Source organism: Blastococcus sp. SYSU DS0828, from assembly GCF_054050975.1.
In genome coordinates, this window is sequence record NZ_JBJHAK010000010.1 from 61,167 (window position 1) to 80,566 (window position 19,400).

Here is a 19,400-nt window from a genome sequence, read left to right on the forward strand (position 1 = left end):
GCCCGGGGAGCGGCAGCCGCTACCGTCATGGGGAACTGCCGCGCGCCGGTGCAGGTCGCGGTGCGCAGACGAGGAACGACGACGAGCCCGATGACGACGTCGGGCGGGGAAGGCGTTGCCGCGATGTGGGAGTACGTGACCGAGCGTGCCGATCTCATCGCCTTCCAGGCCTTCCAGCACGTCAGCCTGGTGGTCCAGTGCGTGCTCCTCGGCTCGCTGATCGCCGTCGCGCTGGCGGTGCTGGTCTACCGGAACCCGACCGCGACGTCGGCTGCCAACGGGTTCTCCGCCGTGGGCCTGACCATCCCCTCGTTCGCGCTGCTGGGGATCCTGCTGGCGCCGTTCGGGTTCGGCATCACGCCCGCGGTCATCGCGATCACCTTCTACGCGGCGCTGCCGGTGCTGCGCAACGCGGTCGTGGGGCTGGCCGGGGTCGACCGGTCGCTGGTCGAGTCGGCCCGCGGCATCGGGATGAGTCGGGTCCGCACCCTGCTGCGGGTCGAGCTGCCGCTGGCCTGGCCGGTCATCCTCGCGGGCATCCGGGTGTCCACCCAGATGGTCATGGGCATCGCCGCGATCGCCGCCTACGTGCTGGGCCCCGGGCTCGGCGGCTTCATCTTCTCCGGGCTGTCCCGGCTCGGCGGGGCCAACGCCCTCAACTCCACGCTCACCGGGACGATCGCGATCGTCCTGCTGGCGCTCGTCCTCGACCTGCTGCTGGTGCTGGCCGGCCGGCTGACCACCCCCAGGGGGATCCGTGTCTGAGACCCTGCCCGCTCCGACGTCCGCTGCCGGGTCCGGCAGCGACCGGCACATCAGTGGTGTGCCGATCCGGCTGGAGGGCGTGACCAAGCGCTATCCCGGTCAGGAGGTCCCCGCCGTCGACGACGTGACCCTGGAGATCGCCGCCGGGGAGACGGTCATGTTCGTCGGCCCGTCCGGCTGCGGGAAGACCACGCTGCTCAAGATGATCAACCGGCTGATCGAGCCGACCGGCGGGCGCATCCACCTCGGTGACGAGGACGTCACCGACCAGCAGCCCGACCAGCTGCGCCGGCGGATCGGCTACGTCATCCAGGCCGGTGGGCTGTTCCCGCACATGACGGTGGCGACCAACATCGGCCTGGTCCCGAAGATGCTCAAGTGGGACGACGCCCGGGTCACCGCGCGGGTCGACGAGCTGCTCGACCTGGTGGGCCTGGACCCCGACCAGTACCGCGACCGCTACCCGCGCGAGCTCTCCGGTGGTCAGCAGCAGCGGGTGGGAGTCGCCCGCGCCCTGGCCGCGGACCCGCCGGTGCTGCTGATGGACGAGCCGTTCGGCGCCGTCGACCCCATCACCCGGCAGCGCCTGCAGGACGAGCTGATCCGCATCCAGGAGGAGCTGGGCAAGACGATCGTCTTCGTCACCCACGACTTCGACGAGGCTGTGAAGCTCGGCGACAAGATCGTCGTCTTCGACGTCGGCGCCCGGGTGGTGCAGTACGACACCCCCGAGCGGATCCTGGCCGAGCCGGCCGAGGAGTACGTCGCCGACTTCGTCGGCGCCGGCGCCACCTTGAAGCAGCTCACCCTGACCAGGGTGGGCGACGTGGAGCTCGAGCGGCCGACGACGGCGACCGTCGGCTCGGACTCCGCGACCGCGGTGGCGGCGGCGCGGGCGGCCGGCGACGACTACGTGGTGGTGCTCGACCAGCGGGGGCGGCCGCTCAGCTGGCCCACGCTGGCCGAGCTCGAGCGGACCAGGACCGTGCCGGGCACCGTCGACGAGCGGCTCCCCGTGGTCGGGCTCCGCTCGACCCTCAACGACGCGCTGGACGCGATGCTGGCGGCCAGCCAGGGCGGCGTCGTCGTCACCGGGCGCCGGGACGCGCTGGCCGGCGTGATGGCCGTCGAGGCCGTGATGGCGGCCATCCAGCGCACCCGGAGCGGGGCGAACCGGTGACCGCCTCCACCGGGCTCCGCCCGGACGGGACGCCCGACCCGACCGCCCCCGAGCCCGCGACCCAGGCGGCCGACGAGCGCTCGGCGAGGGCCGACGCCGGCGGCTGGCGGGCCCTGCTGTGGCAGCCGGTCATGCTCGCGGTCGCGGTGCTGGCCTTCGTCGTCTGGCGGCTGACCGCCGACCTCAGCGAGACCGAGTCCCGCCAGCTGGGCTGGGACGCGCTGTCCCGGACCATCGTGCAGCACCTCCAGCTCACCGCGGCCTCCGCGGTCATCGTGCTGGTCATCGCGATCCCGCTCGGCGTGGCGCTCACCCGGGGCGGGATGCGGCGGTTCAGCCCGCTCATCATCGGCGTGGCCAACACCGGGCAGGCGGCCCCCGCCATCGGCCTGCTGGTCCTGCTGGCCGCCTGGGGCGGCTTCGGCTTCCGGACGGCGGTGATCGGGCTGGTGGTCTACGCGGCGCTGCCCGTCCTGCGCAACACCATGGTCGGCATCCAGGGCGTCGACGCCCGGCTGGTGGAGGCCGGCCGGGGCATGGGGATGAGCGCCCTGGCGGTGCTGCTCCGCGTGGAGCTCCCGCTGGCCGTGCCGGTGCTGCTGGCCGGCGTGCGGACCGCGCTCGTGCTCCTCGTCGGCACCGCGACGCTGGCGACCTTCATCAACGGCGGCGGGCTGGGGCTGCTGATCACGACCGGGATCAACCTGTCGCTCGACGCCCTGCTGATCAGCGGGGCGGTGCTGGTCGCCCTGCTGGCACTGGCCATCGACTGGCTGGGCCGTGTCGTGGAGCACGTCGCCCGGCCGAAGGGACTCTGATGCGCCCGCGCCCGCCCGCCGGACTCGTCGCACTGGTCGTCGCGGGCTGCCTGGCGACCAGCGGCTGCGGTCTCCAGGCGGCCACGCAGTACACCCCGCCGTCGGCACCCGGCAGCATCGAACCGATCGACGGCGCCGAGGGCGCCGAGATCGTCGTGGGCGCCAAGAACTTCACCGAGCAGCTGATCCTCGGCAAGATCGCGGTGATCGCGCTGCAGGTCGCCGGCTTCGAGGTCGTGGACCGGACCAACATCCCCGGCTCCGTCCCCGCCCGACAGGGCATGGTCGACGGCGACATCGACATGGAGTGGGAGTACACCGGCACGGCCTGGCTCTCCTACCTCGGCGAGGCGGAGCCGATCCCCGACCCGCAGGAGCAGTGGGCGGCGGTGCGGGACGCCGACGCGGCCAACGGCCTGACGTGGCTGCCGCCGGCCGAGGCAAACAACACCTACGCCTTCGCCGTCCGCAGCGAGGCGGTGCCCGAGCTGGGCGGCATCTCCACCCTCTCCGGCATCGCCGAGCTCCCGGTCGAGGAGCGGACGTTCTGCGTCGAGTCGGAGTTCGCCAGCCGCAACGACGGGCTCGCCCCGATGCTCGAGACGTACGACATCCCGCTCGGGGACCCGCAGGGCGTGCCGCGGGACAACATCCGCATCCTGGACACCGGGGCGGTGTACGAGGCCACCGACGACGGGCTGTGCAACTTCGGCGAGGTGTTCACCACCGACGGCCGCATCCCCGCCCTGGACCTCGCCGTGCTCGAGGACGACCGGCAGTTCTTCCCGGCCTACAACATCTCCCCGGTCGTGCTGACCGAGACCCTCGAGGAGCACCCCGAGCTGGCCGACCTCTTCGGCCGGATCACCCCGCTGCTGACCGACGAGGTGCTGCAGGTGCTCAACGCGCGGGTCGACGTCGACGGGGAGGAGCCCGCCGACGTCGCGCTGGACTGGATGGTCTCCGAGGGGCTGGTCACCCGCGGGTGACCCCGGGTGTGTGCGCCGGCGCCCGGTTCCGGTGCGGGAACCCGGGCACCGGCGCACATGCCTGCTCAGCCCTGGCGCGCGGCGTTCGCCTGGACGGCGGCGCTCACGTACTGCGCCAGGCCGGGCGCGATCCGCTCGTAGTACGCGGTGAACCGCTCGTCCTCCACGTACATCCGGCCGATCCCGGCGTGCATCTCCGGCGGGCAGTCGTAGAAGTTCCGGCTGATCTGCTGCCGGTGCTCCTCGGCGAGGTCCATCGCCCGCTCCGAGTCCGCGGGCACGCCGGCGGTCAGCGCCTCGGCGAACCGGCGCTCGACGTCGTCGGACTCCGCCTTCACCCGCAGCCAGTCGTCCTTGGTCATGGCGCGCGTCCGCTGCTGCGACTGCGCCCACGCCTCGGTGTCGCCCCACTTCTCCTCGGCCTCGGCGGCGTACTCCTCCGGCAGCCAGTCGCCGAACACCTCGAACCGCTCCTCCGGGGTCAACGAGATCCCCATGGCACGTGCCTCCATCTCCTTCTCGACGGCCGCGACCATCGCCGACGTCCGTTCCAGCCGGTCCCGCAGCAGCCGGTGCTGCCGGCGCAGGTGCTCCACGGGATCGGCGGACGGGTCGTCGAGCAGCGTCGCGACCTCCTCGAGGGGGAACCCGAGCTCGCGGTAGAGCAGCACCTGGTGCAGCCGCTCCAGATCGGCCGGCGCGTACTGCCGGTAGCCGGCCGACGTCCGTCCCGACGGCGACAGCAGGCCGATCCGGTCGTAGTGGTGCAACGTGCGCACCGTGACGCCGGCCAGCGCCGCGACCTCACCCACGTTCATCGGGTCCTCCCTTCTCCTGACACGTTGCAGGCAACAGCCTGACGTCGCGTCAGGGTCAAGCCCGTTCATGGACGACGTGGTGGCCACGACCCGTCGAGTGTCACGAACTCGTGGCCATCAGGCGCTGATGACCACGAGTTCGTCGCACTCGGCGCGGTTGCCGGGCCTCGCGGCCGGGGCCGGCCTCCCGAGGACGGGGCGCCGCCTAGGGTCGACCCGGTGAGCGAGGAACCGCGCGGCTGGGGCGCGCCGTTGCACGAGGCCGTCCTCGACGCCACCGGCGTGGGCCGCGGCACCCGCGTGCTCGACCTGGGCTGCGGCACCGGGCTGTTCGCGCGGGCGGCGGCCGACCGCGGCGCCCGCGTGACCGGCGTCGACCTCGACGCGGATGCCGTCGCGCAGGCCGCGGCGGAGGTGCCCGGCGGGACCTTCCTGGTGCGGCACGCGCAGGACCCGCCGCCCGGGCCGTTCGACGTGGTGGCCGCCGTGCAGCTGCTGATGCACGTCGCCGACCCGGTCGCGGTGCTGCGCCGGGCCGGGCGCGTCGGCGGCGTCGTCGCCGCGACGGTGTGGGGGCGGGACCGGGAGTGCGAGCTGCGCGTGCTGCAGCAGGCCCTGGCGCCCGGCCGCCCGGCGCGGACGCCGGCGGTGAGCGAGCCGGCCCGGCTGCGGGCGATGGCGGAGCGGGCCGGGCTGGTGGTCGAGCAGCTGCACGAGGTGCTCGTGCCCTTCGACTACGCCGACGCCGACGAGCTGCTCGTCCCGCTCCTGGCGACCCCGCTGGGCCGCGCCGCCACGCGGCAGGCCGGGCCGGACGTCGTGCGCGACACCGTGCTCGAGCACCTGGAGCCCTACCGCACGGGTGAGGACGGCTACCGGCTGCACAACCTGTTCCGGGTGCTCGTCGCCCGGCCGGGCGACGGGAGCATGCAGAGCCGGTCGTAGCGGTCCGATTCGTCACCCTGCTGCGGCAGGGTGCCGGCATGGAGACGACCGACCCGGACCAGAAGACCGTCCTGCACACCTACCTGCGGCAAGGGCGCGACGATCTCCTCGCCAAGCTGGACGGGCTCGACGAGTACGCCGTCCGCCGGCCGCTGACGCCGACCGGCACCAACCTGCTCGGCCTGCTCAAGCACGTCGCGTACGTGCAGCTGGGCTACTTCGGCGAGGTGCTCGGCCGGCCGAGCGGCCGGGCCTACCCGTGGGACGGCGACGGGGAGGACGACGCCGACATGTGGGCCACCGCCGAGGAGTCCCGTGCGGAGATCATCGAGCTCTACCGGTTCTCGGCCGCGCACGCGGACGCGACGATCGACGCGCTACCGCTCGACGCCGTGGGGGAGGTTCCCTGGTGGTCGGAGGAGAGACGGCGCCCCACGCTGCACACCCTCCTGGTCCACGTGGCGGCCGAGGTCGCCCGGCATGCCGGCCACGCCGACATCCTCCGCGAGACGCTGGACGGCGCGGCAGGGCTGAGCGCGGGCAACGCCAACCTGCCCGAGCGCACCGCGGAGGAGTGGGCCACCTACCGGGGTCGCATCGAGGCCGCCGCGCGCGCGGCGGCGGCCAGGTCCGGTGGTTCCGGAGGTGGTCCCGCCGCCGCGGGGTGAGGATCGCCGCATGGCTGACGAGATCTCACCCGACGACCCGTTCCCGCGCACCCGGATCTCCGTGAAGGGCGCCGAGATGGCGTACGTGGACGTCGGCACCGGGGAGTCGATCGTCTTCCTGCACGGCAACCCGACGTCGTCCTACCTGTGGCGCAACGTCATCCCGCACGTGCAGCACCTCGGCCGCTGCATCGCCCCCGACCTCATCGGCATGGGGCAGTCGGACAAGCTCCCCGACCCGGGCCCCGGCACGTACTCGTTCGAGACGCACGCCGCGTACCTGGAGGAATTCCTCGACCGCGTCTTCGTCGGCGACCGCGTCACCCTCGTCCTGCACGACTGGGGCTCGGGGCTCGGCTTCGACTGGGCCGAACGCCACCAGGACCGGGTCCGCGGCATCGCCTTCACCGAGGCGATCGTCACGCCGATGACATGGGAGGACTGGCCCGCCGACGCCCGCAAGATCTTCCAGCTCATGCGGAGCGCGGACGGCGAGGCGGCGGTGCTGGACAAGAACGTGTTCGTCGAGCGGATCCTGCCGGCGTCGGTGGCCCGCGGGCTGACGCCGGAGGCGCACGAGGTCTACCGGGCGCCGTTCCGCGAGCGCGCGGACCGCTGGCCGACCCTGGAGTGGCCGCGGTCGATCCCGCTCGAAGGCGAGCCCGCGGCCGTGGTGGAGCGGGTCGAGCGGTACGGGGCGTGGCTCGCGAGCAGCGACGTCCCGAAGCTGTTCATCGACGCCGACCCGGGATCGATCCTGGTCGGCCGCCAGCGGGAGGTGGTGCGCAGCTGGCCGGCGCTGACCGAGGTGACCGTCGCGGGCAGCCACTTCGTGCCGGAGGACTCGCCGCACGAGATCGGCCGCGCGGTGGCGGACTGGATCCCGACCCTGGGCTAGTCGCCACGGCCGCGCGTCACCGGGTGGCCACCTCCGGCGCGGCGCCCTCGACGCCGGGCTCCCGCGTGACCTCGGCGACCGCCAGGCGCTCGCGCCAGTCCCGCATGGCGGAGCGGTGCGGCTCGGCGATCGCGTAGGCGCGCGCCGCCGCGGCGTCGTCCCACCACGAGACGGTGCGGAAGCGCCGGGCCAGCGGCTCGGCCTGCAGCCGTACCGACCGGGCGCCCGGGGCGGCGACGGCCTGCCGGTGGACGGCGAGCGAGGTGCGCACGAAGGCGGGCACGTCGCGCAGTCGCCGCAGTCGCAGCTCGGTGCGGACGACGACGCCCGGGCCCGGACGTCGGTCGGGGGCGGTCCAGGTGAGATCGGGGATCAGCGGCACGGTGGTCTCCTCGCTCGGCGCCAGCTTTACAGCTGTAAAGCACGGTAGCCGCCCTCTTTACAGCTGTAAAGTGCCGCTCGTGCCCCGAGACCTGCGCGCCGATCTGGTGACCGCCGCGACGACGCTGCTGGAGCGAGAGGGGTCGCTCGCCGCGGTCAGCCTGCGGGCCGTGGCCCGGGAGGCGGGGGTCAGCGCGCCAGCCGTCTACGGTCACTTCGCCGACCTCGAGGCGCTGCTGGGTGCCGTCCTGGACGAGGGGTTCGAGCAGCTGCGCGCGGCGGTGCTGGCCGCCGTCGACGCCGAATCCGACCCCGCGCGCCGGCTGCTCGCCGGGTGTCGGGCCTACGTGCTGGCGGGGCTGGCCGCGCCGGCCCGCTACCGGGCGATGTTCGGCCCGCGGAGGGTCGCCAGCGGGCAACGGGCCTTCGCCGTCCTGGTGGGCGGCGTCGAGGCGTGCATGGCCGCGGGGCGTTCCCGCAGCCGCGACCCGCACCAGGAGGCGACGCTGGTGTGGACGGCGCTGCACGGCGTCGTCACGCTGAGGTCCGCGGCGCCGGAGGTGGGCTGGCCCGACCTCGATGCCCAGCTGACGGCGCTCGTCGAGCGGCTGGCGCTGCTGGCGCCCCCGGTCAGCTGAGCGCCCGGACCGTCTCCACGACCGCGACCACGGCGAAGACGAGGAACAGCCCCGCCGCGACCCGGCGGATCAGCGCGATCGGCAGCCGGTCGGCCAGCTTCTTGCCGAGGAAGACGGCGAGGCCGGAGACCACCAGGAGCGCGGCCCACGCGCCGACGAAGACCGACAGCGGCGCCTCGTAGCGCGCGGCCAGCCCCGCGGTCGCCAGCTGGGAGAGGTCGCCCCACTCGGCGGCGAACAGCACGCCGAAGGAGATCGCCGCCGCCCGCAGGAACGACGTCGGCTCGCGGCCGTCGGCGGCCGCTCCGGCGTCCTCCGCCTCGCCGGTCGCGCTGCGCCAGAGGATCACCGCCCCCACCAGGAACAGCAGCGCGACGACGCCGCTCACCAGCGCCTCCGGCAGCAGGGAGAGCAGCGAGCCCGCGGTGACGGCGATCGCCACCTGCAGGCCGAACGCGGTGGCGACGCCCACGAACACCGGCAGCGGGGGGAACCGGGTGGCGAGCACCAGGCTGGCGAACAGGGTCTTGTCGGGCAGCTCGACCGGGAGCACCAGGACGAACGCGGCCAGCACGACCGACCAGATCACGACGAGCCCTCCTCCGCGGCACTGCCGGGCGGAGCTCGGGCAGGCGACCTTCTCAGCGGCCAACGGTAGCGGCCGCCGGATGGGGCGGGCGGAGGGGTCAGGGGGTGGACACGGCGGATCCCGGCACCGGCCGCGGCGCGTGCGGGTGCCCCGCCCGGCGGGCGGCCTTCACCCGGTACATCGCGGCGTCGGAGGCGGCGAGCGCGGAGTCGGGCGTCTCGCCCGGCCCGCACAGCGCGACCCCGATGCTGATGCCCACGGCGTGCTCGGCGCCGTTGGGGCGGCGCAGCGGGCGGTCGAAGGCGGCGGTGATGCGATCGGCGATGACCTGCGCGGCCTGCTCGGAGCCGGCCTCCGGGCACAGCACGACGAACTCGTCGCCGCCGATCCGGGCCACGCTGTCCCCGGGGCGGATGGCGGCGGCCAGCCGGTGGGCCGCCTCGACCAGCACCTCGTCGCCGGCGGCGTGCCCGGCGGTGTCGTTGACCGGTTTGAACCCGTCCAGGTCGCAGTAGAGCACTGCCATCGGCCTTCGAGCCCGCTCGGCGGCGGCGAGCGTCTGGTCGAGCCGGTCGAGCAGCAGGTTGCGGTTGGGCAGGCCGGTCAGCGGGTCGTGCAGCGCGGCCTCGCGCAGCGCCGACTCCAGTGCCCGCTGCTCGGTGACGTCGGAGAGCGTGACAACCGCGCCGAGCAGTGCACCCTCGGCGTCGTGCACCTGCACACCGGAGCAGGAGACGTGCCGGAACGGCTCGCCGGGCACCGCGATGCCCACCTCGGCCTGGTCGAGCCGCCCCTCGGCGTAGACCCGGCGCAGCGGCACCTGATCCGGTGGCAGCGGCGCGCCGTCGACGTCGGTGAGCCGGTAGGTGCCGGGGATGTCCGTCGGCTCGACGGTGGGGTCGGCGTCCAGGCCGTGCCATCGGCGACTGGCGGCGTTGAACAGGGTCACCCGGCCCTCGGCGTCGGCGCCGACGACGCCCACGGGGAGCACCTCGAGCAGCGCCTGGCTGAAGGCGGTGGACCGGGCCAGCACCTGGTGGGCGCGGGCGGTCTCGGCGCGGGCGAGCTGGCTGGCGGCGGCCAGGTCGGCGAGCTGACGGGCCTGCTGGGCGGCGCGCACCAGGGAGGCCACCGCGGTGGCGACGTCGGCGAGCCGGGCGCGCTCCTCGTCGGTGAAGGCGTGCGGGGCGGGGTCGAAGACGCAGACCGCGGCCAGCGTGCGGCCGTCCACGACCACCGGGGCGGTGCCGAAGGCGCGCATCCCGGCGCGGCGGCCGTCGACCCACGGGCTCCGGGCGAACCGCGGCTCCGCCCTCAGGTCGTCGCAGGTCTGCACCCCCGGGCCGCGCTCGAGCACGATCGACACGATGGACCCTTCGCGCGGCCACGCCGCTCCCCGGAAGCCGTGCACCGCCATCACGTGCATGACGGGGGTGTCCATGGTGATCACCGAGGCCCAGGACGTGCCGGTGACGGCGGCGGCGACGCGCACCAGGCCTGCGAGCGCGGGGTCGGTGTCCATGACCGGACGCTCGAGGTCCTCCTCGCGGGCACCCGGACCGCCGGGCACCGGCGTGGGCTCGGCCGTGCTGGTCATCCTGCGTCCCTCCGCGGGCGGGACCGGAGCATCCGGTCTCTTCAGTCTCGCAACGGCGTGCCGTGGCCGGCGGTTGAGTCCCCGGCGTGCTCCTTCCACCCGCAGGGGTCATGCCCACCCGCCCCGCTGTTACCCCGGTGCGCCGGGGCGGCGTCCGGGCTAGCCTGCGGGCCATGCGCCGACATTGATCCGCACCGCCCCCGCTGCCTCCCGCGGCCAGGCCGCTCGCCCGCCTGGCCATCGGCTGGGCAGCGCTCTCCGAGTGGGTGCCGCTGTACCCGCTGTACGCCCTGCTCTTCCTCGACGCCGGGGTCTCCGCCGCCCAGCTCTCCCTTCTGTTCGGCCTCTGGTCGGTCACCGCCCTGCTGGCCGAGGTGCCGGCCGGGCTGCTCGCCGACCGGTGGTCCCGCCGCGGTGTGCTGGCCCTCTCGGGCGTGCTGCAGGCCGGGGCCTTCGGCGTGTGGGCGGCGGCTCCCTCGACCGGCGCGTTCGCCGCCGGCTTCGTCCTGTGGGGCCTCGCCGGCGCAGGCACGTCGGGCGCGGCGGAGGCCCTGGTGCACGACGGGCTCGCCGAGGTCGGCGCCGCGGGGTGCTTCGCCCGGGTCAACGCCGCCATGACCGCTGCCGAGCTGCTGGTCCAGGTGCCGACGGCGCTGGCGGCCACCGCCCTCTACATCGCCGGCGGCTTCCCGCTGGTCGGCTGGGTCAGCGCCGCCGGCTGCCTGGGCGCCGCCGCGCTCGCGCTCCGGTTCCCCGAGGCGGCGGCGCCCGGCGCCGGGGCCGAGGAGGAGCCGGCCGCCGGCCCGGGCGTCGCGCTGCGCCGCCCCGCGCTGCTCGCGGCCGTGGTGGCCGTCGCGCTGGTCGGCGGGCTGGACGGGATGGAGGAGTACTTCCCGGTGCTGGTGGCCGACCGGGGGGTGCCGGAGGTGGCGGTGCCCGGGTCGGTGCTCGTCGTCTCCCTCGCCGGGGCGTCCGGAGCCGCGCTCGGTGGCCGGCTGGTGCGGCCCCCGGGCCGGCTGCTGGCCGCGCTGCTCGCGGCGGCGGGAACCGGGGTGCTGCTCGCCGCGGCCGCGGGCGGGTTCCTCGTGGTCACCGTGCTGGCGGTGGCCTACGGCCTGTACCTCGCCGTGCTCGTCGCCGCCGAGGCCGAGCTGCAGCGCCGGATCACCGGCCCGCACCGCGCGACGATCACCTCGGTCGCCGGTATGGGGGTCGAGCTCTCGTCGCTGCTGGTCTTCGCCGTGTGGGCGCTGGGAGGGCCGGCGGCCGTCGGGCTGCTGGTGCTCGCCGTCGTCCCGGTGGCGGCGGCCGGCCTGCGGCGGCGGTGAGGTCAGCCCCGGGGCGGGGGAGCGTCGCCGGGTGGGCCGACCGGGTAGGCAGCCGACGCGGCGGCGGTGGCGGCCCGCAGCACCTCCTTGACCGGCAGCTCCCGGGCGCGGGCCAGCGCGGCGACGTCCTCGAACTCGACGCTGACGTTCACCCGCCGGCCTCCCGCGGAGGCGATCTTGACGCCCACCCGGCCGCCGAGCACGTCGACGGCCGCCTGCGTGCGGTCGAGCGCGACCTTGCCCACGGGGACCACCCGCAGCCCGATCGTGGAGGTGCTGGCGAAGACGGCGCCCTGCACCGCCGCGACCGCGTCGGGGCGGCAGAGCACTGACAGCGTGTGCGCCGGGCGGCCCTTCTTCATCACGATCGGCGTCAGCCAGGCGTCCGAGGCGCCGGCGGTCAGCAGCGCCTCCAGCACGCCGGGCCACAACCGGGGGTCGAGGTCGTCGACGTTGGCCTCCAGCACCACCGGCCCGGACGGTGCCGGCTCGGCCGGTTCGCCGAGGACCAGCCGGACCACGTTGGGCAGCTGCTCCGGGTCGCGCCCGCCGGCGCCGGTGCCCACCTGCTGGACGCGGAGGGCGGGCAGCGTCGTCCACTCCTCCACCCGGGCGGCGAGCAACGCTGCCCCCGTGGGCGTGCACGTCTCCGCCGGCACCGGGCCGGCGTGCACCGGCACGCCGGTGAGCAGCTCCAGCACGGCCGGCCCCGGGATCGGCACCACGCCGTGCGCACCGCGCGCCGAGCCGCTGCCCAGGGCCACGGGGGACGCGGTGAGCCGGTCGAGCGCCAGGTGCTCCAGGCAGGCCACGACGCCGACGACGTCGGCCAGCGCGTCCAGCGCCCCGACCTCGTGGAAGTGGACCTCCTCGGCGGGCACGCGGTGCACCCGCCCCTCGGCGACGGCGAGCCGCTCGAACACCGCCAGCGCGCCGTCGCGGACCGGGGCCGGCAGGGCGGAGCCGCCCAGCAGCGCGCGGACGTCGGCCCAGGTGCGGTGGACGTCGGAGGGCGGGGCGTGCACGTGCACGCGGGTGGCGCCCAGCCCGTGCCGGGTGACCTGCTCGGTCTCCAGGCGGACGCGCTCGACCGGGAGCGCGGCGACCGCCCCGGCCGGGACGTCCAGGGGCACGCCGGCGTCCACCAGGGCGCCGAGCAGCATGTCGCCCGAGGCCCCGGCCGCGAGGTCCAGCCAGCCGATCACCGTGACATCGTCGTCCTCCGGACGACACCGCGGCCAGGTGCCGTCCCCCGGCCCGGGGTCACGCCCTCCTGGCGCCCCTCCGCGCCGTGCGCGCGGCGAAGATGCCCGCCGAGCAGCCGTCGTCGACCGCGGCGACGACCACCCCGGACCCGGCCGGGTGCAGCATCGTGACGAGCGCGCCCAGCCCGCCGAGCCCACCGGGGTGCGCGGCCGAGGTCGGCACCGCGACCACCGGTACGTCGGTGCGCGCGCCGATCGTCGCGGCCAGCCCGGGGTCCGCCCCGGCGACGACGACGAGGCAGTCGGTGCCCTCGGGGAGTGTCCCGTCCTCGATCAGGCGGACCTCGGTGCCGGTCACGCGGGCGGCGAAGGCGGCCTCGGCGGCGACGGCGGCGTCCGCACCGTCGGCGCACAGCACGGTGGTGCGGCCGGCCGGTTCCGGCAGCGGGCCGACGGCCGCGGCCCGCGCGGCGCCGTCCAGGGTGGTGCCGGACCCGTGCTCGGTGGCCAACGCCACCAGCGTCTCGGCGGCCGCGCGCAGGACCAGCACGGGCCGGTCGGGGGTCTCGCGGCGGGCGTCGCGGACCAGGGCGAGCACCTGCTCGGTGGTGCGGCCCGCGGCGCGGACCACCACCGGGCCGACCCCCGCGGCGGGGGGCGCCGGCGCGACGGGGGCCAGCAGCGGCTCGCCCGGGCGTGCGGTGGCCAGCGGGGGGTGCGCGCCGCCCAGCAGCGCGGCGAAGCCGGCCGCCTCCGCGCGGACGGCGGCGGCGGCGCGGGCGGCGTCGTCGGCGGGCGTGGCTCCCGCGGGCTCCGGCGGCGCGGCGCCGGGCGTCGTCTCCCCGGGCGTCGTCGCGTCCGGCGTCGTGGCCTCCGGGGCTGCGGCCTCCTGGGCGGCCGGCTCGGGCGCGCCGTCGGCGGCCCGCGTCTGGGTGACCGCGGAGAGCCGCACCACGCGGTCGCGGCCGCTGCGCTTGGCGTCGTACAGCACCCCGTCGGCCGCGGCGAACAGCGTCTTGCGGTCGTCGCCCCGGGTGGCCGAGGCGATGCCGGCGCTGATGGTCACCGGCAGGTCGAGGCCGAGGTCGGTCCACGGGTACCGGGCGACCGAGGCGCGGATGCGCTCCAGCGCCCGCTCGCCCTGCTCCGCCGTCGTCTCGGGCAGGAGGATGACGAACTCGTCACCCGCCCAGCGGCACACCTCGTCGGTGTCGCGCACCCCGGCGACCAGCAGCTCGCCGATGGTCCGCAGCACGGCGTCGCCGGCCGGGTGCCCGGCGGTGTCGTTGATCGCCTTGAAGTTGTCGACGTCGACCACGGCCAGCGCCGGGACGTCGCCGGCGGCCAGCAGCCCGTCCAGCCGCGCCTCGGCGTAGCGCCGGTTGGGCAGGTGGGTCAGCGGGTCCTCGTAGGCCTGCCGGCGCAGCTGCCCGGCGGCCCGCTCGGTCTCCAGCAGGCTCTTGCGCCGGCCGAACAGCTCCACCCAGCGGGTGCGCCGCTCGTCGACCCGGTCCAGCTCGTCGGCGAGGTAGGCCTGCAGGTAAGGGAGGGCGCGGCCGGCGTCGTCGAGGTCGGCGTGCAGCGTGCAGAGCTCCCGCAGGGCGGCCCGGCGCAGCCGCGGCAGGCCGTGCTCGGTGGCCAGGGTGAGGGCGGCGACCAGGTGCTCGTCGGCGGCCCGGCCCTCGCCCTGGCGGCGCAGCGCGCGGCCGAGGGCCAGCTGCGCCGAGGCCATGCGGTCCCGGTCGGCGGCGGCCGCGGAGAGCCGGATCGCGGCGCGCAGCGGCCCGGCCGCGGCGGCCTGCTCGCCCAGGCCCACCAGCGCCCACCCGTGCACGACCTGGGCGGGCACGACACCGGCGGAGTCCGGGGGCAGCTGCACCAGTGCCTGCTCGGCGAGCCCACGGGCCTCCGCGAAGTAGGGCGCGGCCGAATCGGGGGCGCCGTCGTCGAGGAGGCCTTCGCCGAGCTCGGCGCACAGCTCCCCGAGGCGGGTGGCTGCGACGGCGACGAGCACGTCGGCATCGGTCTCCTCCGCCCCGCTCGCGGCGACCGCCTGGGCGGCCTCGACCGCGCGTCGCTGGTAGTCCAGCGCCAGCGGCATCAGCTCCAGGTCGGCGAGGACGCCGGCCAGCGTGCCGAGCGTGTCGACCAGCAGCGGGCTGGGTGCCAACCCCGGGTCGAGGAGGCTCGCGGCCTCCACGGCCTCGTCCATCGCGGCGTCGATGCGCCGCGACAGCAGCTCAATGCGGGCGTGGCGGGCGAGCCCGGCGGCCCGCTGGAGGTCGTCGTCGGCGGCGTCGAACGCCGCCTTGGCCGAGCGGACCAGGGCGATGGCCAGCGCCGCGCGGGAGGCCGACTCCGACCGCGGGTCGGCGTCCGCGCAGTCGCCGTCGATCAGCCCGGCGACCCCGGCGTGCAGGTCGAGGGCGGACTCGGCGGGGGAGACGGGGTCGCCGACGAGGGTGAAGCCGGCGACGCGCAGCCGCCGCACCAGCAGCTCGGCGCGCAGCGTGTCGGCCCACGCGCGGCCGAGCGACGCCGGGGCGCCGTCGGGCGCGTCGGCGGCCGGTGCGGCCGCGACGTAGGGCGAGGTGTCCCGCTCGACCCCGGCGAGCAGCTGCTCGGCGTCGTCGAGCTGCCAGTTGCTCAGAGCGGCGGTCACCCGCTGGTGCAGGGCTCCCGGTGGCACGAGCGCACTGTGCATGTCGTCACCGACAGTGTCGAGGACGTCACGGGGAACGCGCCGTCCCTCGTCCGTCGTGTCCCTCCCGTCCCACACGCGCAGGGTCGTCACGCAGTCGCCCCGCGATCGGCCGGGGTGACGTCGGCCGGCCCGTGCGCGCGGACCCGGTTGCGCCCGAGCCGCTTGGCGGAGAAGAGGTGGAGGTCAGCGGTGTCGAAGAGCGCTCGCCAGCCGGCGACCGGGCTCGGCTGCCCGTCGGGGACCGCCGGCGCCGTCGCCACGCCGATGCTGACCGTCACCGGCCCCGAGAGCTGCAGGTCGCGCCAGTCGGCCTCGGCGACGGCCGACCGCAGCCGCTCCATGACGACCACGGCCTGCGCCTCGGTGGCGGTCGGCAGCACGACGAGGAACTCGTCCCCGGCCCATCGGTACACCTCGTCGCCGGTGCGGCTGTGCTCCCGCAGCAGGTCGGCGACCCGGCGCAGCACGGCGTCGCCGTGGGTGTGCGAGGTGTCGTCGTTGACCTCCTTGAACCGGTCGACGTCGACGACGGCCAGGGACAGCGGCTCCTCGCCCAGCCGCAGCGCCCCCAGCCGGCGCTCCGCGCTGCGCCGGTTGCCCAGCCCGGTCAGCGGGTCCTCCAGCGCGTGCCGGCGGAGCACCGCCTCCTGCCGCTCGGCCTCGCGCAGCCGGCTGCGCCGGACGAACATCTCCGCCCACAGCTCGCGGCTGCGGGCGTGCGCCCGGCCGGTGTCGGCGCGGTAGGCCTCCAGCCAGTGCAGCGCCTCGGCCGGCCGGCCCAGGTCGGCGCTGCCCTGTCCGAGCTCCAGCAGGCTCTGCCGGTAGCGGCGTCGGTCACCGACGGCGGCGAACGCGCCCGAGGCGTCGACAAGCAGGGTGATCGCCTCCTCGCCCGCCGCCGGGTCCCGTCCGCCGGACCCGAGGGCGGCCAGCACGCGGGCGAGTGCCAGGTCGGTGTAGCCGCGCAGCCACAGGCCGCCGCCGTCGCGCTGCAGGGCCCGCCGCACGCGGCGCAGGGGCCCGAGAGCGGCGCCCGGGTCGCCGCTGCACATGAGCGCCCAGGCCTGCACCACGTCGAGCAGGTCGGCGTCGGCCTGCTCGGGAGACCAGTCCAGCTCGCGGGCGGCGGTCGCGCAGGCGATCGCCTCGGTGGCCAGCTCGGCGGCGCGCTCGGTGTCGCCGCGGCGGCGCATCGTCTGGGCGAGCTCGACGTGCTGGCGGGCGGTGAGCAGCAGCAGCCGGCCGCGGTCACCGACGTCGGGCAGCTCCGCGGCCACCTGGTGCCCGCGGACGGCGTGGTGGACGGCGAGCTCCTCGAGGTCCAGCCCGGAGAGCGTCATCGACAGCCAGCGGTGGGCCTGCAGCAGGGCGCGCGAGGGCGGCACGGCGGGCCCGTCGGTGAGCAGGCTGGCGTCGACGGCGAGCAGCAGGGCCGAGTCGAGGTGGTCGGCGGTCGCCTCGACGTGGGCGAGGTAGGCCATGAGCAGGGCCGTCTGCGACGACACCGGGCACTCGTCGAGCTGTTCGCGGGCCGCCGCGATCCGGACCTCAGCGCCGGCGGGGTCGTCGTCCACGAGCGCGCGGTGGGCGTCGAACGCGTGCCGCCAGGCGCGCCAGGCGGGGTCGGGGCTGCCGGCGAAGGCCTCGTCGACCTCGTCCAGGTGCGCCAGGAAGGGAGCGTGGTCCTCCCGGTCGCTGGCGTCGAGCAGTCGCCAGAGGGCGGTGTGCAGGGCGCCGGGAGCGACGCGGGCACGACCTGCGGTCACGCATCCCTCCCCTCCGCGGTGGGCCCCCGGAGGGCCGGTGCTGCCGGTTCCCGGTGCCCGTCCGGGCCGGGCGACCGCCTCGTCCCGTGCGCACTACCCTCGTCGGATGCCCGGGATGCCACCCAGTTCGTCTCCGACGCGATTCGCCTATCTGGGGCCCGAGGGTACCTTCGCCGAAGCGGCCCTGAGCAGGGCAATCGCCACCGCCGAGGGACGTCGGGACCCCCACCCGAGCGTCGCCGCGGCCCTGGCCGCCGTCCGATCGGGTGACGCCGACGCCGCCCTCGTGCCGCTGGAGAACTCCGTCGAGGGGTCGGTGCCGGCGACCATGGACGGGCTGGCCGACGGCGCGCCGCTGGTGATCACCCGCGAGGTGTACCTGGAGGTCGCCTTCGTCCTCGCCGTCCGCCCGGGGACGGCGCTGTCCGCCGTCCGGTCGGTGGCCAGCCACCCGCACGCCCTCGCGCAGACCGGCGGGCGGCTGGCCGAGCTGCTGCCCGGCGTCCAGCCGCTGCCGACCAACTCCACGGCCGCGGCGGCCGCGGCGGTGGCCGCGGGCGAGGTGGACGCCGCCGTCTGCGCGGCGATCGCCGCCGAACGCTACGGCCTCGAGCAACTGGTCTCCGACGTCGCCGACCACCCCGGTGCGGTCACCCGGTTCGTGCTGGTGGAGCCGTCCGCCCCGCCCGCCGCGCCGACCGGCAACGACAAGACGTCGCTGGTCGCCGTGGTGGGCGACCGCACCGGTGCGCTGCTGGAGCTGCTGCGGGAGTTCGCCGTCCGCGACATCAACCTCACCCGCATCGAGTCGCGGCCCACCCGGCAGCGGCTGGGTGTCTACTCCTTCTCCCTCGACTGCGAGGGGCACGTGGGCGACCCGCGCGTGGGGGAGGCGCTGGCCGCGCTTCACCGGGTGTGCGAGGACGTCCGCTTCCTGGGGTCCTACCCGCGCGCGGACGGGCGGGAGAACCGCCCGGTGCAGCCGGAGTCGTCCGACGCCGCGTTCGCCGACGCCCGCGAGTGGCTGGCCCGGGTGCGCGCCGGCGACCTCTAGAAGGACCCCGTCCCCCTCACCGCTCGCAGGCTCGCGGCGAGCCTCCGGACGGGGCCGCCCGTCCCGCTCACCGCTCGCAGGCTCGCGGCGAGCCTCCGGACGGGGCCGCCCGTCCCGCTCACCGCTCGCAGGCTCGCGGCGAGCCTCCGGACGGGGCCGTCACCGCGCGCGGGTGCGGAGCTCCTCGACGATCCGCCGGGTGACCGGGACGTCGACGCCGTGCCGGTCGGCCGCCCGGAGCACCGCCCCGCCGATGGCCTCCAGCTCGGTCGGGTTGCCCGCCTCGGCGTCGCGCTGCATCGACGAGCGCATGCCGTCGGGCAGCGACCAGGCGAACTCGCGGGTGGCGGCGGCGTCGGAGGCGGCGCCCTCGGCCCGCGCCACCGCGGCGACCTCGCCGATGACCGCGGCGAGCTCCTCGCCGTGCTGGTCGCGCACGGTGCCGAGCGGGGCCGCGGCCTGGGTGGTCAGCAGCGCCATGGGGGCGAGGAAGCAGAGCTTGTCCCACAGCAGGCCGGCCTCGTCCGGTCGAACCGTGACGTCGACCCCGGCGGCGGTCAGCGCGTCGGCCAGCGGCTCGGCGCCCGGCGCCAGCTGGACGGCGCACAGCTCGCCGTCGTGCCGCACCACGCCGGGCGCCGGGCGGTCGGCGAAGACGCGGATCGTGCCGGCGACCACCCGCGCCGCCGGGTAGCGCTCGCGCAGCGCCGCCAGGTGCTCGACGCCGTTGAGCAGCGGCACCACGACGGCGCCGCCCAGCACGTCGGCGGGCACGCGGCCGAGCGCCTCCTCCAGCTGGGTGGCCTTCGTCGTCACCAGCAGGACGTCGACCGGGCCGTCCAGCCGCTCGGCGCCGCGCACCCGCGCCGTCAGCTCGCCGAAGCGGTCGCTGGTCACCCGCACGCCGTGCTCGTCGAGGTGTGCCGCGGTCCCCGGCCGGGCCAGGCAGGTGACGGCGTGCCGCTGGCGCGCCAGCAGGGCGGCGAGCAGCCCGCCGACGCCACCTGGTCCCAGCACGGCCACGCGCAACGGATCCATGACGCCATCCTCGCGCTAC

18 protein-coding genes are annotated in these 19,400 nt (G+C 76.1%); 10 read left to right on the plus strand and 8 right to left on the minus strand.

The window, feature by feature from the left end; all coding sequences use genetic code 11:
- Positions 1 to 90 precede the first annotated feature (90 nt).
- From ACI79Q_RS10275 to ACI79Q_RS10290, 4 genes are read left to right on the plus strand one after another with little or no spacing between them, the layout of a single operon-like run.
- Positions 91 to 765: an ABC transporter permease gene (locus ACI79Q_RS10275; protein WP_456590278.1), complete on the plus strand. Its 675-nt coding sequence runs from the start codon at positions 91 to 93 to the stop codon at positions 763 to 765.
- The gene (locus tag ACI79Q_RS10280) at positions 758 to 1,945 is read left to right on the plus strand and encodes an ABC transporter ATP-binding protein (RefSeq protein ID WP_456590279.1); all 1,188 of its coding nucleotides are present in this window, start codon (positions 758 to 760) and stop codon (positions 1,943 to 1,945) included. Before ACI79Q_RS10275 ends, ACI79Q_RS10280 begins: the two co-directional genes overlap by 8 nt.
- Positions 1,942 to 2,763: an ABC transporter permease gene (locus ACI79Q_RS10285; RefSeq protein WP_456590280.1), complete on the plus strand. Its 822-nt coding sequence runs from the start codon at positions 1,942 to 1,944 to the stop codon at positions 2,761 to 2,763. The genes ACI79Q_RS10280 and ACI79Q_RS10285 overlap by 4 nt, the downstream gene beginning before the upstream one ends.
- Positions 2,763 to 3,752, plus strand: a complete 990-nt coding sequence (locus ACI79Q_RS10290; protein ID WP_456614651.1) for a glycine betaine ABC transporter substrate-binding protein — start codon at positions 2,763 to 2,765, stop codon at positions 3,750 to 3,752. The genes ACI79Q_RS10285 and ACI79Q_RS10290 overlap by 1 nt, the downstream gene beginning before the upstream one ends.
- 65 nt (positions 3,753 to 3,817) lie before the next feature.
- Here ACI79Q_RS10290 and ACI79Q_RS10295 read toward each other — a convergent pair whose 3' ends face one another.
- Positions 3,818 to 4,570: a MerR family transcriptional regulator gene (locus ACI79Q_RS10295; protein WP_456590282.1), complete on the minus strand. Its 753-nt coding sequence runs from the start codon at positions 4,568 to 4,570 to the stop codon at positions 3,818 to 3,820.
- A gap of 219 nt (positions 4,571 to 4,789) precedes the next feature.
- Between ACI79Q_RS10295 and ACI79Q_RS10300 the strand changes: the two genes are divergently transcribed.
- From ACI79Q_RS10300 to ACI79Q_RS10310, 3 genes are read left to right on the plus strand one after another with little or no spacing between them, the layout of a single operon-like run.
- Entirely contained in the window at positions 4,790 to 5,515 is a 726-nt protein-coding gene (locus ACI79Q_RS10300) for a class I SAM-dependent methyltransferase (protein ID WP_456590283.1), read from the plus strand.
- Positions 5,516 to 5,553: 38 nt separating this feature from the next.
- A complete protein-coding gene (locus tag ACI79Q_RS10305) occupies positions 5,554 to 6,183 on the plus strand; it encodes a DinB family protein (RefSeq protein ID WP_456614652.1) in 630 nt (209 codons plus the stop codon).
- A 10-nt stretch (positions 6,184 to 6,193) separates the two neighbouring features.
- The gene (locus tag ACI79Q_RS10310; protein WP_456614653.1) at positions 6,194 to 7,081 is read left to right on the plus strand and encodes a haloalkane dehalogenase; all 888 of its coding nucleotides are present in this window, start codon (positions 6,194 to 6,196) and stop codon (positions 7,079 to 7,081) included.
- Between the two features lie 16 nt (positions 7,082 to 7,097).
- Here ACI79Q_RS10310 and ACI79Q_RS10315 read toward each other — a convergent pair whose 3' ends face one another.
- The gene (locus ACI79Q_RS10315) at positions 7,098 to 7,463 is read right to left on the minus strand and encodes a hypothetical protein (RefSeq protein ID WP_456597366.1); all 366 of its coding nucleotides are present in this window, start codon (positions 7,461 to 7,463) and stop codon (positions 7,098 to 7,100) included.
- Positions 7,464 to 7,542: 79 nt separating this feature from the next.
- Between ACI79Q_RS10315 and ACI79Q_RS10320 the strand changes: the two genes are divergently transcribed.
- Positions 7,543 to 8,100: a TetR/AcrR family transcriptional regulator gene (locus ACI79Q_RS10320; protein ID WP_456590287.1), complete on the plus strand. Its 558-nt coding sequence runs from the start codon at positions 7,543 to 7,545 to the stop codon at positions 8,098 to 8,100.
- Here the strand turns inward: ACI79Q_RS10320 and ACI79Q_RS10325 are convergent.
- Together ACI79Q_RS10325 and ACI79Q_RS10330 are read right to left on the minus strand one after the other, a co-directional pair.
- Positions 8,093 to 8,689, minus strand: coding sequence for a TMEM165/GDT1 family protein (locus ACI79Q_RS10325; protein WP_456590288.1), 597 nt, complete (start codon positions 8,687 to 8,689; stop codon positions 8,093 to 8,095). The genes ACI79Q_RS10320 and ACI79Q_RS10325 overlap by 8 nt on opposite strands.
- Before the next feature lie 97 nt (positions 8,690 to 8,786).
- Positions 8,787 to 10,286, minus strand: coding sequence for a diguanylate cyclase domain-containing protein (locus tag ACI79Q_RS10330; protein ID WP_456590289.1), 1,500 nt, complete (start codon positions 10,284 to 10,286; stop codon positions 8,787 to 8,789).
- Positions 10,287 to 10,552: 266 nt separating this feature from the next.
- Here ACI79Q_RS10330 and ACI79Q_RS10335 point away from each other — a divergent pair, with 266 nt between their 5' ends.
- Positions 10,553 to 11,614 (plus strand): MFS transporter, encoded by a 1,062-nt coding sequence (locus ACI79Q_RS10335; RefSeq protein WP_456614654.1) that lies wholly within the window; start codon positions 10,553 to 10,555, stop codon positions 11,612 to 11,614.
- A 2-nt stretch (positions 11,615 to 11,616) separates the two neighbouring features.
- Here ACI79Q_RS10335 and larC read toward each other — a convergent pair whose 3' ends face one another.
- The 3 genes from larC to ACI79Q_RS10350 all read right to left on the minus strand — a co-directional run bounded on the left by larC (position 11,617) and on the right by ACI79Q_RS10350 (position 17,289).
- Positions 11,617 to 12,819, minus strand: coding sequence for a nickel pincer cofactor biosynthesis protein LarC (gene larC / locus ACI79Q_RS10340; RefSeq protein WP_456614655.1), 1,203 nt, complete (start codon positions 12,817 to 12,819; stop codon positions 11,617 to 11,619).
- Positions 12,820 to 12,877: 58 nt separating this feature from the next.
- Positions 12,878 to 15,508: a diguanylate cyclase domain-containing protein gene (locus tag ACI79Q_RS10345; RefSeq protein ID WP_456600506.1), complete on the minus strand. Its 2,631-nt coding sequence runs from the start codon at positions 15,506 to 15,508 to the stop codon at positions 12,878 to 12,880.
- A gap of 101 nt (positions 15,509 to 15,609) precedes the next feature.
- Complete coding sequence (locus ACI79Q_RS10350) at positions 15,610 to 17,289, minus strand: diguanylate cyclase (RefSeq protein WP_456590293.1); 1,680 nt, start codon at positions 17,287 to 17,289, stop codon at positions 15,610 to 15,612.
- A gap of 106 nt (positions 17,290 to 17,395) precedes the next feature.
- Between ACI79Q_RS10350 and pheA the strand changes: the two genes are divergently transcribed.
- A complete protein-coding gene (gene pheA / locus ACI79Q_RS10355; protein WP_456614656.1) occupies positions 17,396 to 18,343 on the plus strand; it encodes a prephenate dehydratase in 948 nt (315 codons plus the stop codon).
- Between the two features lie 159 nt (positions 18,344 to 18,502).
- Here pheA and ACI79Q_RS10360 read toward each other — a convergent pair whose 3' ends face one another.
- Positions 18,503 to 19,381: a ketopantoate reductase family protein gene (locus ACI79Q_RS10360; protein ID WP_456597357.1), complete on the minus strand. Its 879-nt coding sequence runs from the start codon at positions 19,379 to 19,381 to the stop codon at positions 18,503 to 18,505.
- Between the last annotated feature and the right edge of the window lie 19 nt (positions 19,382 to 19,400).